At 68.0% G+C, this 15,031-nt stretch carries 12 protein-coding genes; 5 read left to right on the top strand and 7 right to left on the bottom strand.

The genetic code is table 11. The annotated features are described in order from the left end of the window. Window position 1: 1 nt before the first annotated feature. A complete protein-coding gene (locus C3Y15_RS12325; RefSeq protein ID WP_069246521.1) occupies window positions 2-2,392 on the bottom strand; it encodes an MCP four helix bundle domain-containing protein in 2,391 nt (796 codons plus the stop codon). Window positions 2,393-2,579: 187 nt separating this feature from the next. On the opposite strand from C3Y15_RS12325, the gene C3Y15_RS12330 reads away from it, so the two are divergent. Then, window positions 2,580-2,864 (top strand): hypothetical protein, encoded by a 285-nt coding sequence (locus C3Y15_RS12330; protein ID WP_124259929.1) that lies wholly within the window; start codon window positions 2,580-2,582, stop codon window positions 2,862-2,864. 33 nt (window positions 2,865-2,897) lie between these two features. After that, window positions 2,898-3,587: a phospholipase gene (locus C3Y15_RS12335; protein ID WP_046427308.1), complete on the top strand. Its 690-nt coding sequence runs from the start codon at window positions 2,898-2,900 to the stop codon at window positions 3,585-3,587. A gap of 43 nt (window positions 3,588-3,630) precedes the next feature. On the opposite strand, the gene C3Y15_RS12340 is transcribed toward C3Y15_RS12335, so the two are convergent. Together C3Y15_RS12340 and aspA are read right to left on the bottom strand one after the other, a co-directional pair. Then, the gene (locus C3Y15_RS12340) at window positions 3,631-5,142 is read right to left on the bottom strand and encodes an amino acid permease (protein ID WP_034193810.1); all 1,512 of its coding nucleotides are present in this window, start codon (window positions 5,140-5,142) and stop codon (window positions 3,631-3,633) included. A gap of 99 nt (window positions 5,143-5,241) precedes the next feature. After that, on the bottom strand, window positions 5,242-6,648 hold the full coding sequence (gene aspA / locus C3Y15_RS12345; RefSeq protein WP_011881925.1) for an aspartate ammonia-lyase: 1,407 nt from the start codon (window positions 6,646-6,648) through the stop codon (window positions 5,242-5,244). Between the two features lie 151 nt (window positions 6,649-6,799). On the opposite strand from aspA, the gene C3Y15_RS12350 reads away from it, so the two are divergent. Beyond that, the gene (locus C3Y15_RS12350) at window positions 6,800-7,774 is read left to right on the top strand and encodes a LysR family transcriptional regulator (RefSeq protein WP_011881924.1); all 975 of its coding nucleotides are present in this window, start codon (window positions 6,800-6,802) and stop codon (window positions 7,772-7,774) included. Between the two features lie 159 nt (window positions 7,775-7,933). Here C3Y15_RS12350 and C3Y15_RS12355 read toward each other — a convergent pair whose 3' ends face one another. Next, the gene (locus C3Y15_RS12355) at window positions 7,934-8,998 is read right to left on the bottom strand and encodes an asparaginase (protein WP_069246522.1); all 1,065 of its coding nucleotides are present in this window, start codon (window positions 8,996-8,998) and stop codon (window positions 7,934-7,936) included. A 326-nt stretch (window positions 8,999-9,324) separates the two neighbouring features. Between C3Y15_RS12355 and C3Y15_RS12360 the strand changes: the two genes are divergently transcribed. Next, complete coding sequence (locus C3Y15_RS12360; protein WP_069246523.1) at window positions 9,325-11,577, top strand: TonB-dependent receptor; 2,253 nt, start codon at window positions 9,325-9,327, stop codon at window positions 11,575-11,577. A 69-nt stretch (window positions 11,578-11,646) separates the two neighbouring features. On the opposite strand, the gene C3Y15_RS12365 is transcribed toward C3Y15_RS12360, so the two are convergent. The 3 genes from C3Y15_RS12365 to C3Y15_RS12375 are packed head-to-tail and all read right to left on the bottom strand — an operon-like array spanning window position 11,647 to window position 14,315. Beyond that, window positions 11,647-12,669, bottom strand: a complete 1,023-nt coding sequence (locus C3Y15_RS12365) for a DUF2891 domain-containing protein (protein ID WP_060044418.1) — start codon at window positions 12,667-12,669, stop codon at window positions 11,647-11,649. 9 nt (window positions 12,670-12,678) lie between these two features. Then, complete coding sequence (locus C3Y15_RS12370) at window positions 12,679-13,629, bottom strand: DUF979 domain-containing protein (RefSeq protein WP_059461140.1); 951 nt, start codon at window positions 13,627-13,629, stop codon at window positions 12,679-12,681. Next, window positions 13,626-14,315, bottom strand: a complete 690-nt coding sequence (locus C3Y15_RS12375) for a DUF969 domain-containing protein (RefSeq protein WP_059461141.1) — start codon at window positions 14,313-14,315, stop codon at window positions 13,626-13,628. Before C3Y15_RS12375 ends, C3Y15_RS12370 begins: the two co-directional genes overlap by 4 nt. A 489-nt stretch (window positions 14,316-14,804) precedes the next feature. On the opposite strand from C3Y15_RS12375, the gene C3Y15_RS12380 reads away from it, so the two are divergent. Beyond that, complete coding sequence (locus tag C3Y15_RS12380; RefSeq protein WP_006399758.1) at window positions 14,805-15,029, top strand: hypothetical protein; 225 nt, start codon at window positions 14,805-14,807, stop codon at window positions 15,027-15,029. Window positions 15,030-15,031: the final 2 nt, after the last annotated feature.

Here is a 15,031-nt window from a genome sequence, read left to right on the forward strand (position 1 = left end):
TTCACTCCGCTGCGTCGACGTTCGCGATGCCGGCGCGCGCGTGCGCCTCGACGTCCCGGCCGTCGCCCTCGGCCGCGAAACGCGCCGGCAGCGACACGATCGTCTCGAACGCGCGATACGACGCGCCGGCGCGATCGTCGGTGAAGCGCAGCGCGATGTCGCCGCCGTCGCGTTTCAGGAAATTGCGCACCGCGTCCATCCCGACGCCGCGCCCCGACACTTCGGTCACCGCGCGCGCGGTCGAGAAGCCCGGCCGGAAGATCAGCTCGGCCACGGCTTCATCGGTCATCGCCGCTTCGTTGCCGGCGTCGATCCAGCCGCGCTCGCGCGCGATCGCGCGGATGCGGGCGAGCGCAAGACCGCGGCCGTCGTCGCGCAGCACGAAGCGCAGCGCGTCGCCGTCGGCGGCAACCGCGATGTCGATGGTGCCGGCCACCGGCTTGCCGGCCGCGCGCCGCTCGTCGGACGTTTCGATCCCGTGGTCGAGCGCGTTGCGCAGCAGATGCATGAACACGTTCTTCAGCGTCGCGCCGATCTCGCTGCGCACGCGCTGCCCGTTGCTGTCGATATGCACGACCGGCGCGGGCTTGCCGAGCTCGGCCGCGAGCGACGGCAGCGATTCGATCACGCCGGCCAGCGCATCGCCGATCCGCTGCGTGCCGAACTGGCTCAGCAGGCGGCGCACCGAATCGCGCGCGGCGAGCCAGTCGCTCGCGTTCGCGGGATCGGCGCCGTCGAGCATGCGCAGGCTCTCGCTGATATGCGCGCGCTCAACCATCAGGTAGTCGGCGCCGTCACGCGGCACCGGCTCGCCGTCGCGGCCGAGCGTCACCGCGTTGATCGTCGCGTAATGGTCGACCGCGTCGCGCACGCGGGCCAGGTCTTCCATCAACGCATCGCGGTTCCATTCGGGGCCGCCGTCCGCGCGGCGCAGCGATTCGTACGCCTGCTCCGCCTCGTGCACGATGTTGGTCAGGTGCTGCAGGCTGTACGTGCGCGCATTGCCCTTGATCGTGTGCATGTTGCGGAACAGCGCGGCGACGATCGAATGATCGGCGCGCTCGTGCTGGCGGATCATCCGCTCGTTTTCGCTGAGGAAGCCCTTCGCGCTGTGCACGAAGTCGTGGAACTTGTCCTGGCTGATCGACAGGATCTCGCCGATCATCTCGAGCCGGCGCTGTTGTTCGCCCGCTTGCGCGGTCAGCTCGCGAATCTCGGTCACGTCACGCACGCACAGCATCAGCCGCACGACCGTGTCGGTGTCGTCGGTGATCGCCGACCAGCTCAGGTCGAGCCATTTCTCGCGGCCGTCCGGCATCCGCTTCGCGACTTCGTTGACGAGCAGGTGCTCGTTGAACGCGAAGTTCATGCTGTCCTCGCCGAGACACGCGTGCACGGCCGCTTCGACCTGCGAGCGCGCGTCGGCGCCGATGCTCGAATCGTCGAACACGAGCGCCATCAGGTCGCGGCCCGCGATGTCGTCGGTCTCGAAGATGGTTTCCAGATACGCCGAATACTCGCCGTGCACGCGCGCGCCTTCGACGACGGTCAGGATCCCCTGCTGCATGTTCTGCAGCATCGCCTGGATGTCGGCCGTCTTCTGCTTCAGCTGCGCGGCGTTCTGCTGGATCTTCTCGATCATCCCGTTGAACGCGACGATCGAGTGACCGATCTCGTCCATCCGGCCGACCGGCACGCGCCGCGTGAAGTCCTGGCTCGTCGCGATCTCGCTCATCATGGTCTGCATCCGGCTCAGCGGGCGCGTGATCTGGCGGTACAGCACGAAGCCGAGCGCCGTCAGCAGCACGACGACCGTGCCCGCGACGCCCGCGATCGCGGTCGCCGTGGTCGCCAGCATGCCGTTCAGCGCGCTGATCGCGTCGTCCTTCTGGCGGTTCTTCTCGATGCGCAGCGTGTCGACGATCCCTTCGAGTTCGTCGCGATACTGCGCGACGTTCGCGAACAGGTACGCCTGCGCCATCTCCGCCTTGCCGTCGGCCTTCATCTTGACGGTGTCGTCGATCGCGGCGAAGTAGTTCGCGGCGCTGTCGCGCGCTTGCGCGACGAGCCCTTGCTGCGCCTGGCCGACCGCCGACTTCGCCTGTGCGTCGAGCGCGGCGCGCAGCGCCGCCTGCTTCGCCTTCAGCTCGTCGCGCGCCTGCGAGGCGGTTTGCGGGTCCGGTGCGTACACCAGCGTCATCGTCGCGATCTGGATGTTCTTCACGTCGGCGACGAGATCCGCCGACGCGAGCGCGCTCGGCACGATTCCCTGGGTAACCTGACGGACCTCGGCGGCGCTCTTGCGCGTCTGGTACACGGCGTACGCGCCGATCGAGGACAGCGCGATGAACGTCAGGACGACTAGCAGCGTAATGCGATGACGAATGGTCATGAGTACAGCTCCCCGCAGCGATCCGGCTTCAATCGCCCTCTGGTCTATTGAAAGAATATGAGCGGCGAATTATCGGGGATGGTGTATGACGGTCCGATGACCGGAAATCAATGGATCGTTGATGAAATTGCAATGATTAATTGCGCAGCCGAATTCCTAAAGTTCCGACGGAATCGGCCGTTAATCGTTGTCCGGCAAGGGTTCGCCATCTCCTTTCAGCGCGGCGACGGACGAATTCGGATATGCGCTTTCCATTCGTAATCCGGCGATTGAAATGGTGTCGATTCCGGCAGAACGCCTGCAAATCGTCGAGGTCGGCTGGCTGCCGGCCGGACATTTGGCGGCAGTTTTCCGGTGGCTGATTCGCAATACGCGCGACGCAGCGCCGGCCGCGATGCCGGACGGCATTCATTCCTGTCGGGAAAGGATCAATCACCATCCGGCGGTTCACTCTGCCGGCTGCGCGGCATAGACTGTCGGATCGTTTCGCTACCGGACCCACGCGATGACCGACGTTGCCCAGCTGACCACCGACCCCGAATCGGGCCTCCACTACCGGCTGCGCGCGGCCGTCGGCCGCCCGGCGGGCCGCCTGTTGCTGCTGCACGGCGTCGGCGGCAACGAAACCAATCTGCTGAACCTGGCCGATACGATCGACCCGCGCATCGAAATCGCGTTCCTGCGCGCGCCGCTGGCGTTCGGGCCAGGCCAGCATGCATGGTTTCCGGTGCGCTTCGGCCCGAACGGCCCGGAAATCGACGCGGCCCGCGCCGATGCGAGCCGCCTGAAGCTGATCGCGCTGCTGCGCGCGCTACGCGCGCGCGACGCCGCGCAGCAAGCCGCCGCGTTGCCCGTCGCGATCGCCGGCTTCAGCCAGGGCGGCATCATGAGCGCGAGCGTCGCGCTCACGTCGCCGGCCGACGTCGCCGCGTTCGCGGTGCTGTGCGGGCGCATCCTGCCGGAAATCGATCCGCTGATCGCACCGCGCGACGCGTTGAAGCCGCTGCACGCGCTGGTGATGCACGGCCGCTTCGACGACAAGCTGCCGCTCGCATGGGCCGACACGGCCGACGCGAAGCTGACGGCGCTCGGCGTCGCGCACGACACGTGGCGCTACGACGCCGGCCACGAACTCACCGCGCAGATGGCGGCCGATTTCAGCCAATGGATCGGTGCGCGGTTCGGCTTGAACTGAGCGCGGTGGGCCGGCCGGGCGCCGGCGCGCGCGGCCGGCATCGTCAGACGCTGCCCGCGGGATCGGCGGCGATCGGCGAGGCAGCCTGGGCCGCGGCCGCAGCAGCGGCATCGCGCGCCGCGCCGCGCTTCGCGAGCTTCCAGCCGACCACCAGCGCGAGTACGACGACCGGAATCATCGCGACGGTCCACGTGCCGCCGGGATAGTCGAACGCCATCAGCACCAGCACGCTGACCAGGAATCCGAGCGTGAGCCACGACGTGAACGGCGCGCCGGGCATCCGGAACGACACCGGGCTCAGCTCGCCGCGATCGACCGCGCGGCGGAACAGGATCTGGCACATCACGATGAAGCCCCAGGTCGTGATGATGCCGAGCGACGCCATGTTCAGCACGATCTCGAACGCCTGCGCCGGCACGATGTAGTTCAGCGGCACGCCGAGCGCGTTGACCGCGACCGTGACGAGGATGCCGCCGTACGGCACGCCGCGCGCATTCATCCGCGACACGAAACGCGGCGCCGAGCCGCCCATCGCGAGCGAGCGCAGCACGCGCCCGGTCGAATACAGGCCCGAGTTCAGGCTCGACAGCGCGGCGGTGAGCACGACCACGTTCATCACCGTGCCGACGTACGGCACGCCGAGCTTGCTGAAGAACGTCACGAACGGGCTTTCGTGGGCGCTGTACGCGGTCCACGGCAGCAGCATCGTCAGCAGCACGACGGAGCCGACGTAGAACAGCGCGATGCGCCACATCACGCTGTTGATCGCCTTCGGCAGCACCTTGCGCGCGTCGGCGGTCTCGCCCGCGGCGACGCCGACGAGCTCGATGCTCGCATACGCGAACACGACGCCCTGCACGATCAGCACGGCCGGCAGGATGCCGTGCGGAAAGATCCCGCCGTGATCGGCGACCAGATGCAGGCCCGGCATCTGCCCGGCGACCGGATGGCCGCTCGCGAGAAACACCGCGCCGACCGCGAGGAACAGCGCGAGCGTCCCGACCTTGACGATCGAGAACCAGAATTCCATTTCGCCGAACACCTTCACGCCGATCATGTTCATCACCGACACGATGCCCAGCGCGCCGAGCGCGAACACCCATTGCGGCACGTCGGTGAACACCGCCCAGTACTTCATGTAGATCGCGACGGCGGTGATGTCGACGATGCCGGTGGTCGCCCAGTTCAGGTAGTACATCCAGCCCGCGACGAACGACGCGCGCTCGCCCATGAACTCGCGCGCGTACGACACGAACGAGCCGCTGGTCGGCCGGTGCATCACGAGCTCGCCGAGCGCGCGCATGATCAGGAACGCGAACGCGCCGCACACCAGGTAGACGAGCGCGAGCGCGGGCCCCGCGCTCTGCAGGCGCCCGCCCGCGCCGAGAAAGAGGCCGGTGCCGATCGCACCGCCCATCGCGATCATCTGCACGTGGCGCGGCTTGAGCTTCTGTTCATAGCCGGCCTCGTGCGACGCGAACATCGCGTCGCGCTCGGCATCGCGGGGTTGCGCGCCGCCGGTCTTGGCCGGCGCGCGCTCGCTGACGTGCTTCATGGTGTGTCTCCGTTTCTTGATGTGTCGCGCCGCCGACGCGGCGCCGCGGGAACGGCGCGCGGGCGGCCGGCGGCAGGCGCCGGCGCCGCGTGGCCGAAATCAGTAAGCGCGCGGGCGGATCAGCGCTTCGGGTTGCAGCGCGTCGTCGAGTTGCGCATCGGTCATCAGCCGGTGTTCCAGCACGACCTCGCGAATCGACTTGCCGCTCTCGTGCGCCTCCTTGGCGACGGCAGTGGCGCGCTTGTAGCCGATGTACGGGTTCAGCGCGGTGGCGAGCGCGACCGAGCGCTCCATCGTGTCGCGCAGCCGCTCGGGGTTCGCGGTGATGCCGCTCACGCAGCGATCGGCGAGCGTCGTGCAGGCCGCGCTCAGATGGCCGAAGCTGCGGAACAGCGCGCTGGCGATCACCGGCTCGAACGCGTTGAGCTGCAGCTGGCCGGCCTCGGCGGCGAACGTCACGGTCAGGTCGTTGCCGAACACCTCGAATGCGACCTGGTTCACGACCTCCGGAATCACCGGGTTCACCTTGCCCGGCATGATCGACGAGCCGGCCTGCACCGGCGGCAGATTGATCTCGCCGAAGCCGGCGCGCGGGCCGCTCGACAGCAGCCGCAGGTCGTTGCAGATCTTCGACAGCTTGACGGCGATCCGCTTCAGCACGCCCGACATCTGCACGAACGCGCCGCAATCCTGCGTCGCCTCGATCAGGTTCGGCGCGGTGCTCAGGTCGAGGCCGGTGATGCGCCGCAGTGCGGCCAGCGCCTTCGCCGCATAGTCGGGATGCGCGGTGATGCCGGTGCCGATCGCGGTCGCGCCGAGGTTGATCTCGCGCATCAGCCAGCCGGCCTCCTGCAGGCGCGCGATGTCTTCGCTCACCATCACCGCATAGGTCGAGAACTCCTGGCCGAGCGTCATCGGCACCGCGTCCTGCAACTGCGTGCGGCCGAGCTTGAGCAGATCGGCGAATGCGTCGGCCTTCTGCGCGAACGCGTCGCGCAGGTGCGCCATCGCCTCGAGCAGTTGCTCGACCGCGAAGCAGGTCGCGATGCGGATCGCGGTCGGGTAGACGTCGTTGGTGCTCTGTGCGAGGTTGACGTGCTCGTTCGGATGCAGATGTTCGTACTGGCCGCGTGCATGCCCCATGATTTCGAGCGCGCGGTTGCAGATCACCTCGTTCGCGTTCATGTTGGTCGACGTGCCCGCCCCGCCCTGGATGACGTCGACCACGAACTGGTCGTGCAGGCGGCCGTCGCGGATTTCGGCGCAGGCGGCGGCGATCGCGTCGCGATACGCACGCGGCAGCAGCCCGAGCTCGCAGTTGGCGTCGGCGGCCGCTTCCTTGACCGCCGCCAGCGCGACGACGAGGTACGGCAGCGACGCGATCGTGCGCCCGGAGATGTCGAAGTTCTCCTGCGCGCGCAGCGTATGGACGCCGTAGTACGCCGAGTCGGGCACGTTTCGCTGCCCTAATAGATCCGCTTCGACGCGAAAGCCGCGTTCCGTCATGGTGTCCCTCCTGTTGTCTCGTTGCGCTGCCGAAAACGGCGGCGTGCACCGCTGTCCGACGCGCGGGATCGCATTCTATGCCTTTGCAGAGTGATGCTCGTTTCTGTATTATCGAAAGCGGTTTTGCGTGGAACGCAACAGCAGGAGACGGATGAACACCATGGCGAGAGACACCGGCATCGATCACCTCGGCGCGATGCGCGCGTTCGTGCGGGTCGTCGAAATGGGGAGCTTTTCCGCGGTGGCAAAGGAGATGCGCGTGTCGACGTCGACGGTCGCGCGCAAGATCACCGCGATCGAGGACGCGCTCGGCGTCGCGCTGCTGCATCGTTCGACGCACAGCGTGACGCTGACCGAGGCCGGCCACATCTACCTGGAGCGCGCGGTCACGCTGATCGCCGATCTCGACGACACGCTGCGCGTCGTCGCCGAGCTGAACGCGCAGCCGAGCGGGCCGCTGAAGCTCACCGCGCCGGTCGCGTTCGGCCGCCGCCATCTCGCGCCGCTGATCGCGCCGTTTCTCGCGCGCTACCCGACGATCCAGCTCGACGTGCGGCTCACCGACAACCACAACGATCTGGTCGCCGGCGGCTTCGATCTCGACATCCACGAGGGCGAGAACTATCTGGACAATCTCGTCGTCCACCGGCTGTCGCGCAACGACAGCGTGCTGTGCGCGACGCCCGGCTATCTCGACCGTTGCGGGCGACCGGCGACGCCGCAGGATCTGCAGCAGCACAATTGCCTGCGCTACGTGCATCCGGACGGCGATCCGCGCTGGGAACTGGTGCGCGGCGACGAGCGGCACAGCGTGCTGCCGGCCGGCAACCTCGTCACCGATCACTCGGAGCTGCTGCTCGACGCGACCTGCGCGGGGCTCGGCATCGCCGAGTTCGAGATCTGGCTGGTGCGCGACCTGCTCGCGAGCGGCCGGCTCGAGGCCGTGCTGCCGCGCTACCGGCTGCACAACAAGCTGACCGGCGACTACATCTACATCGCGTATCTCGCGAACCGGCGCAGCTCGGCGAAGCTGCGCGTGCTGAAGGACTTTCTGGCCGAACATCTCGCGCACATCGGCGAGCTGTCGGAGGTCGAGCTGATGAAGATTCGCGACGCGCTCGCGTAACCGGCGCGGCGGCGGCCGTGCAATCGCATGGCCGGCGTCGCGCCGGGCATGCGCGCGTCAGGGTCAGCGGCAGCGACATCGCCATGGTCCGTTCGGATACCGGGCTCCACGGCGTGTGCAGCGGCCGAGCGCTTTCCGCGCCCGGCGCGGCGGTTCGCGTCAGGCCGGTTGCAGCTCGAACGGGAAGCGCGCGTGCCCGATCTCGACACCCTGCGTGTTCAGCATGCGCGGCCGATGGAACGCGGCGAGCTGCGCACGCTGCGCGTCGGTGCCGATCCCCAGCCGCTCGAGCAACTCGCTGACGACCATGTACAGCACGTCGATGTTGCCGTCGCCGATCTTGACCGAGATGCCGAGCGCGCCCTGCGCGCCGAGTTCGCGCGTGCGTGCGCAGGCGCGCACGCCGATCCCGTAGCATGCATCGGCGCCGAGCTTGCCGACCACCTGCCCTTCGAACGCGTTCATCAGCACCGTGCAGTAGCGGCCATCTCCGGCGACCAGCTCCGGATGCGCCGTCATCGCCCGATGGATGCGCGCGAGCGCGCGCACGCGATCGGTGGTCGCGACGCTGCCGGCTTCGACCGCATCCGCGCTGTCGGCGAGCGACGCGTAGAGACGCGCGAGCCGGTCGAGCGGGAATGCCGGGGTCGGCAGATTGCAGCCGTCGATCGCCCAGTCGACCTCGTCTTCGCGCAGCCCGCACGCGTCGGCGAGCACCTGCTTGACGCGCAGCTGCATCGGATGCTCGGGCAGATGGTAGTCGGCGATCGCGGCGCCGAGCACGCGCGCGCCGGCCAGCATGCCGACGTGCTTGCCCGAACAGTTGCTGCACACGCCGGTGGGCGTGTAGTCGCGCTTGATCCACGAGCGGTACACCTCATCCGACAGCGGCGCATGGCCGCCGCAGCGCAGGTCCGACTCGTGCGCATCGACCTTCGCCAGCATCGCGCGCGTGCGCGCGATGTGCCGCTCCTCGCTGCTGTGCGATGCGCACATCAGCGCGATGTCGGCGTCGTCGAAACCGAAGCGCTCGGGCGCGCCCGTCTCGATCACGGACAACGCCTGCGCCGGCTTCGCCGCCGAACGCGCGAGCGTCACCCGGAACGGATCGCCGAACCGGAACAACAACTTGCCGTGCGCATCCACCACCGCGATATCGGCGACGTGCGTGTTCTCGATCGCATTGCCGCGGTACGTGACGACCGCTGCGCGTTGGGTGTCCATCTTCTACTGTCTCCTTCGTCGGGGCCTGATTCGCCGGGGCCCGTGCAACCGGTACGGCAGTGTATCGACTCGCCGTTCGAGCGCAGCGCCCACCGATGGAAAGCGGCTTTGCGCGATGCGCAAAGCCGTCGCCGCGCTCCGCGCCGTGAGTATGACGATTTCGTTGCGGAACAATACGATTGTTTACATATTTCCTACCGCTCCGTACAATCGCAATCGCTAATGCGAATCATACGCATTTGTATTGACGTTTTCCGACACGACGGCCGCGGCCGGCCGTGTCGCGACGACGCGTCCGATTCACGCTACTTTCGCTGCCTTTCGCCATGTCCGTCCCGTTCAAGACGCGGCCTCGTGCCGTCGTGTCCGCACTCGCCTGCTCCGTGTTCCTGACGCCGCTGCTCGCGCGCGCGGAAACCGCCGCCGCTTCGGCTCCGTCCACTGCTTCGACCGATTCCTCCGGTTCCGCAGCGCCCGCGCCGTCGGCGACGCTGCCGGCCATCGCGGTGCAGTCGTCCGCGCTGTCGGACATGCAGGTGAAGCGTTCGCCGTCGTACAAGTTCACCGCGCCGCTGCTCGACACGCCGCGCTCGGTCACGGTGATTCCCGAGCAGCTGATCAAGGAGAAGAACGTCACCTCGTTCGCGGACGCGCTGCGCTCGGTGCCGGGCATCACGTTCCTCGGCGGCGACGCGGCCGCGAACCCGTCGGCCGACCGTCCGGTGATCCGCGGCTTCGAATCGCGCAACTCGATCTTCGTCGACGGGATGCGCGATTCGGGCGTGCAGAACCGCGAGACGTTCGCGGTCGAGCAGATCAGCGTGATCAAGGGTCCGGACTCCGTGTACGCGGGCCGCGGCTCGGTGGGCGGCAGCATCGACATCGTCACGAAGACGCCGCAGAACGACAACTTCGTCAACGGCAGCATCGGCTTCGGCACCGACGGCTACAAGCGGGCGACGCTCGACGCGAACCGCAAGATCGGCGACACGACGGCCGTGCGGCTGAACGTGATGGGCCACGACGCGAACCAGCCCGGCCGCAACGACGTGTACAACAAGCGCTGGGGCGTCGCGCCGTCGGTCGTGTTCGGGCTGAACACGCCGACTACCGTCACGGTCAGCTACTACCACATGAACTCGTACGACATGCCCGACTTCAGCGTGCCGTTCCGCGCGTCGGGTGGCACGCCGGTGCCGACCGATCGCGGCCGGTTCTTCGGGCTGAACACGCGCGACTACCGCTACGGCCAGACCGACACCGGCGAAGTGCGCGTCGAGCACCGCCTCAACGACGCGTGGAAGCTGAAGAACACGACGATGTTCGGGCGCTCGACGCTCGACTACGTCGCGACGAACCCGCAGATCCTCGCGTCGAACCCGAACCTGATCGCGTTGCAGGCGAAGAGCGGCAAGTACGCGCTGAACAGCATCGCGAACCAGACCGAAGTGACCGGCAGCGCGCAACTGTTCGGAATGAAGCACACGATGACGGCCGGCGTCGAGTTCAGCCATGAGCAGTCGCGCTACGAGGGCTATCTGGTGTCCGATGCCGCCGGCCACAACATCCGCACCGGCGGCCCGTGCTCGGTGGCCGGCAACTGCACGCCGCTCGCGGGCGGCTGGAACCCGAACATGCCGTGGACCGGCAGCATCGTGCTGAACGGCGACAAGGGCTTCCCCGGCGCGACGACGAACACGCGCACCGACACCGTGTCGGCGTACATCTTCGATACGGTCAGGCTGTCCGAGCGCTGGCAGTTCAACACCGGGCTGCGCTTCGACCGCTACGACACGACCGGCAAGCAGGCCGGCGTCGCCGACCTGTCGAATACGTCGAACCTGTTCAGCTACCAGTTCGGCCTCGTGTTCAAGCCGGTGACGAACGTGAGCCTGTACGCGTCGTACGGCACGTCGTCGAACCCGCCGGGCTCGAACGCGGGCCTCGGCGGCGGCTCGGACCAGATCACCGCGACGAACCAGGATCTCGCACCCGAGCGCTCGCGCAACATCGAGGTCGGCGCGAAGTGGGACGTGCTGCAGGATCAGCTGTCGCTGACGTCGGCGCTGTTTCAGACCGACAAGACCAATGCGCGCGTGAGCGACGGGCTCGGCCATACGGTCAACGCGGGCAGCCAGCGCGTGCGCGGCGTCGAGCTCGGCTTCGCGGGCAATCTGACGCGCAAGTGGCGCGTGTTCGGCGGCTACTCGTACCTGAACGCGATCACGACCGATGCGGGCCCCGGCAGCCCCGGCGCGTCGGGCCTGCCGATGGTGATGGTGCCGAAGCACAACTTCACGCTGTGGACGAGCTACGACGTGCTGCCGCAGCTGACGCTCGGCGCCGGCGCGACGGTGATGAGCAAGACCTACGCCTCGGTATCGTCGGCCGTGAAGAAGTGGACGCCCGGCTACGCGCGCTTCGACGCCGCGGCAACGTGGCGCGTGAACAAGACGATGGATGTGCAGCTGAACGTGCAGAACCTGTTCGACAAGCAGTATTACGCGAGCGCGTATCCGATCTACGCGACGTGGGCGCCGGGCCGCTCGGCAATGGTCACGCTCAACTTCTATCAGTAAGCGCGAGCGGCGGGCGATGGCGCGGGGCGGCTTGCGGGCCGCCCTGCTCACCGCTCACCGCGATGGAGATTACGCTTCGATCGCGAGCAACGCGAACGTCGCGAGCCAATGTTCGCCCATGTAGTCACCGGCCACGTGCGCGAGCGCGCTGGACAGATGGCGCTCCGCCGCATCGAGCAGTTTCGCGCGCCGCACGTCGTGTTCCGGCAGCGCGCGCGCCAGTGACCGCTGGCACCACGCGCGGCTCAGGTTCAAGCCGTCCAGATGCGCGATCTTGCCGTCGCTGCGGTCGCTGACCGTCGCCGGCACGAACAGCGTCGCCGGTTCGCCGCGCGCGAGATCCGGCAGGAAGCGTGCGAACCAGCCGTCGAAGTCGGCGGCCGGCAGCACGCGCCGCATCAGCTCCGCCTCCATCAGCGCGGGCGACAGGAACTCGTCGCCCGAGGGCTCCCACGCCTGGCACGCGACGTCGTTCAGATGCCAGCGCTTCGCGGTATCGGCGATCAGCGCGGCGAGCCCGTCGCGCCGCGTGGCGCGCGCGAAATCATGCGCGAGCGCGAGCGCGAACGCGGTGTTGAAGTGCGTGCCGACGCGCAGCGGATAGGTCGCTTTCGGCAGGAACGTCTCGAAGCGCGACACGAACAAGTCGGCGAGCGGCGCCATCGTCTTCGCCCAGCGCGCCGCCTGCGGCACCGCGCCGCTCAGCGCGAGCCGCTCCAGTTGTCCGGACAGCGCGAGCAGCCACGCCCAACCATAGGGCCGCTCGAAACCTCTGTTGTGCGGCAGCGCGAGATACGCGCGTTCGCCGGCGACGTTCGCGTCGGTGAAATGCGCATCGACGACGGCGACGATCTGCGCGGCCTGCGGCAGCGCCGGATAGCGCTCGAGCACGCGCAGCACGAGCCAGTAGCCGTGCACGCAGGAATGCCAGTCGTAGCTGCCGTAGAAGATCGGGTGCAGCGCACGCGGCCCCTGCACGTCGTGCGGGCCGGCGAGCTCGTGCGTGAGCTTGTTCGGATATTCGCGGGTCAGGTGCGCGAGCGCGAGCGACGCGAATTTCGCGGCCAGCTCGGCAGTCAGTCGGTCGGTCATGGGGTCTCGTCAGTAGCGGAATACGAACGCGTACATCAGCAGCGTATTGACGGCCAGCAGCAGCACGGCGGTCGGCCACTGCGCCTTGATCACGCCGTTCTTGTCCTTCAGTTCCAGCAGCGCGGCCGGCACGATGTTGAAGTTCGCGGCCATCGGCGTCATCAGCGTACCGCAGAAGCCGCTCAGCATCCCGATCGCCCCGAGGATCGCCGGGTTGCCGTGAAATTGATGGACGATCAGCGGCAGGCCGATGCCGGCCGTCATCACCGGGAACGCCGCGAACCCGTTGCCCATGATCATCGTGAACAGCGCCATCCCGACCGTGTATGCGGCAACGACCGCGAACGGCGAATCGACCGGCACCCAGTCGCGCACGAGCCCCGACACCACGCCGCCGACGCCCGCGAGCGCGAACAGCGCGCCGAGCGCCGCGAGCATCTGCGGCAGGATCGCGGCCCAGCCGACGGCGTCCATCGTGTGACGCGCCTCTTTCAGCGCATGAACGGGCGAATCGCGCAGCATCGCGAGCGCGACGGCGAACGCGACGAGCGTGCCGAGCACGAGCGAAATCAGCGTCACGCTCTTCGGTTCGACGAACGGCACGAGCCTGAGCACGAACGTGCCGATCAGCGTGACGACGGGAATCAGCAGCGCGGGCAGGAACAGCCGGTTGCCGAAGCGCAGCGCGTTCGCCGCGCGCCGCGCGGCCGCCGCCTCGCCGGCTTCGTCGGACTTGCCGCGGCCGAGCTTGCCCGAGCCGGCGATCAGCGCCAGCGCGATCGCGAGACAGCCCGTCACGAAGTGCGGCAGCAGCGCGCCGAACAGGAACGTCAGCGCATAGATGGCCCAGAACGCGAAATTGACGACGCGGCGCGGGTTCGTGCGATCCATCAGGTTGAAGCACGCGAACGCGGCGAACATCGCGCCGGCCACCGAGTACAGCGGTTCGAGACCGATCATCCCGCGCCCTCCCGCGCGAACGCGCCGAAGCCGCGCGACAGCCGCCGGTCGAGCAGCGCGAGCCGCGCGCAATGGATCAGCAGCGCGGCGAGCGCGGTCGGAATCGCCCACACCGACAGCTGCAGCGGCTCGATCGAGATGCCGTTCTGTTCGAGAAAGCCCTTGATCAGCAGGATCGACTGGATCGCGATGAAGATGTCTTCGCCGAAGAACACGGCGACGTTGTCGGCCGCCGAGGCGTGCGCGCGGATCTGCTGGCGCACCGACTCCGGCAGCTCGCCGTGGCGGCCGACCGCCGCGGCCTCGGCCATCGGCGCGATCAGCGGCCGCACCATCTGCGCGTGGCCGCCGAGCGACGTGAGGCCGAGCGCGGCGCTCACCTGGCGCAGCACGAAGTACAGCATCAGCACGCGCCCGGTCGTCGCCGCGTGCACGCGCGAGATCATCCGCTTCGCCTGCTCCTTCAGTCCGTTGCGCTCGAGCAGCGCGATCACCGGCAGCGTCAGCCAGATGAGGCCCATGTAGCGGTTCTCGGCGAACGCCTTGCCGAACGCGCTCACGATGCCGACGATGTCCATCCCGCCCGCCAGCCCCGTCGCGAGCCCGGCGATCGTCACGACCAGCAGCGCGTTGAAGCGCAGCGCGAAACCGATCACGACGATCGGCACCCCAATCAGCACCAGCATTGCCGCTCCTTCCGTTGGATGCGCGGCGCCGTCCCGGCACGCCGCAGGCCCGGTTTCGACCGGGTTCAGGCGGCAAAATCTAACACGAGAATTTATCGATAAAAAGTCGATGATTTGCGGCTTCGGGTAAACGTTGAAGCGTGCCGGCACGCGGCGGCGGCGCGCCGTCGGCAGGCTGCGGCGGCCGCATGGCGCCGGTGCGCGGCGCGTCGCGCCGGCACGGGCGCACGCCGGGCCGCGTGGCGCGGCACCGGTGCGGCGACCAGGGCATGTTCACGCTGATAACGGGCTTGCGAACGAGCCTTTGCGCCCGCCGGGCAAAAAGAGAGGGCGCGATAGCCGTAGTAGCTATTGCAACGACGAACGACGACGCCCTGCGCGCGCAAAGGCTCGTTCCCTGTTTGGAAAAGTTCGTTCGTGGGGCTGGCCCGTTATTAGCGCGAACATGCCCTAGACTGGAAAGCATACGCAACGTATGGGAGAGCCGCCATGATCGACGTATTTCAGACCATCGGCAGCCGCGCGTTCTCCGCTCATCTGGCGAAGGACGGGATGGTGACGTTGATGGAGCAGCGCCACGAGGTCGACCGCGTGACGCTCGCCACCGCGTACGCCGCGCTCGTCGAGGCATCCGAGCAGGAGGCCGATCTGCGCGACGCGACCGTCGAAGGGATGATGCGCGCGCTGATCCAGGGGTACGCGCGCAGCCATTGACC

Source organism: Burkholderia sp. B10 (assembly GCF_004368385.1).
Classification (GTDB): Bacteria; Pseudomonadota; Gammaproteobacteria; order Burkholderiales; family Burkholderiaceae; genus Burkholderia; species Burkholderia vietnamiensis.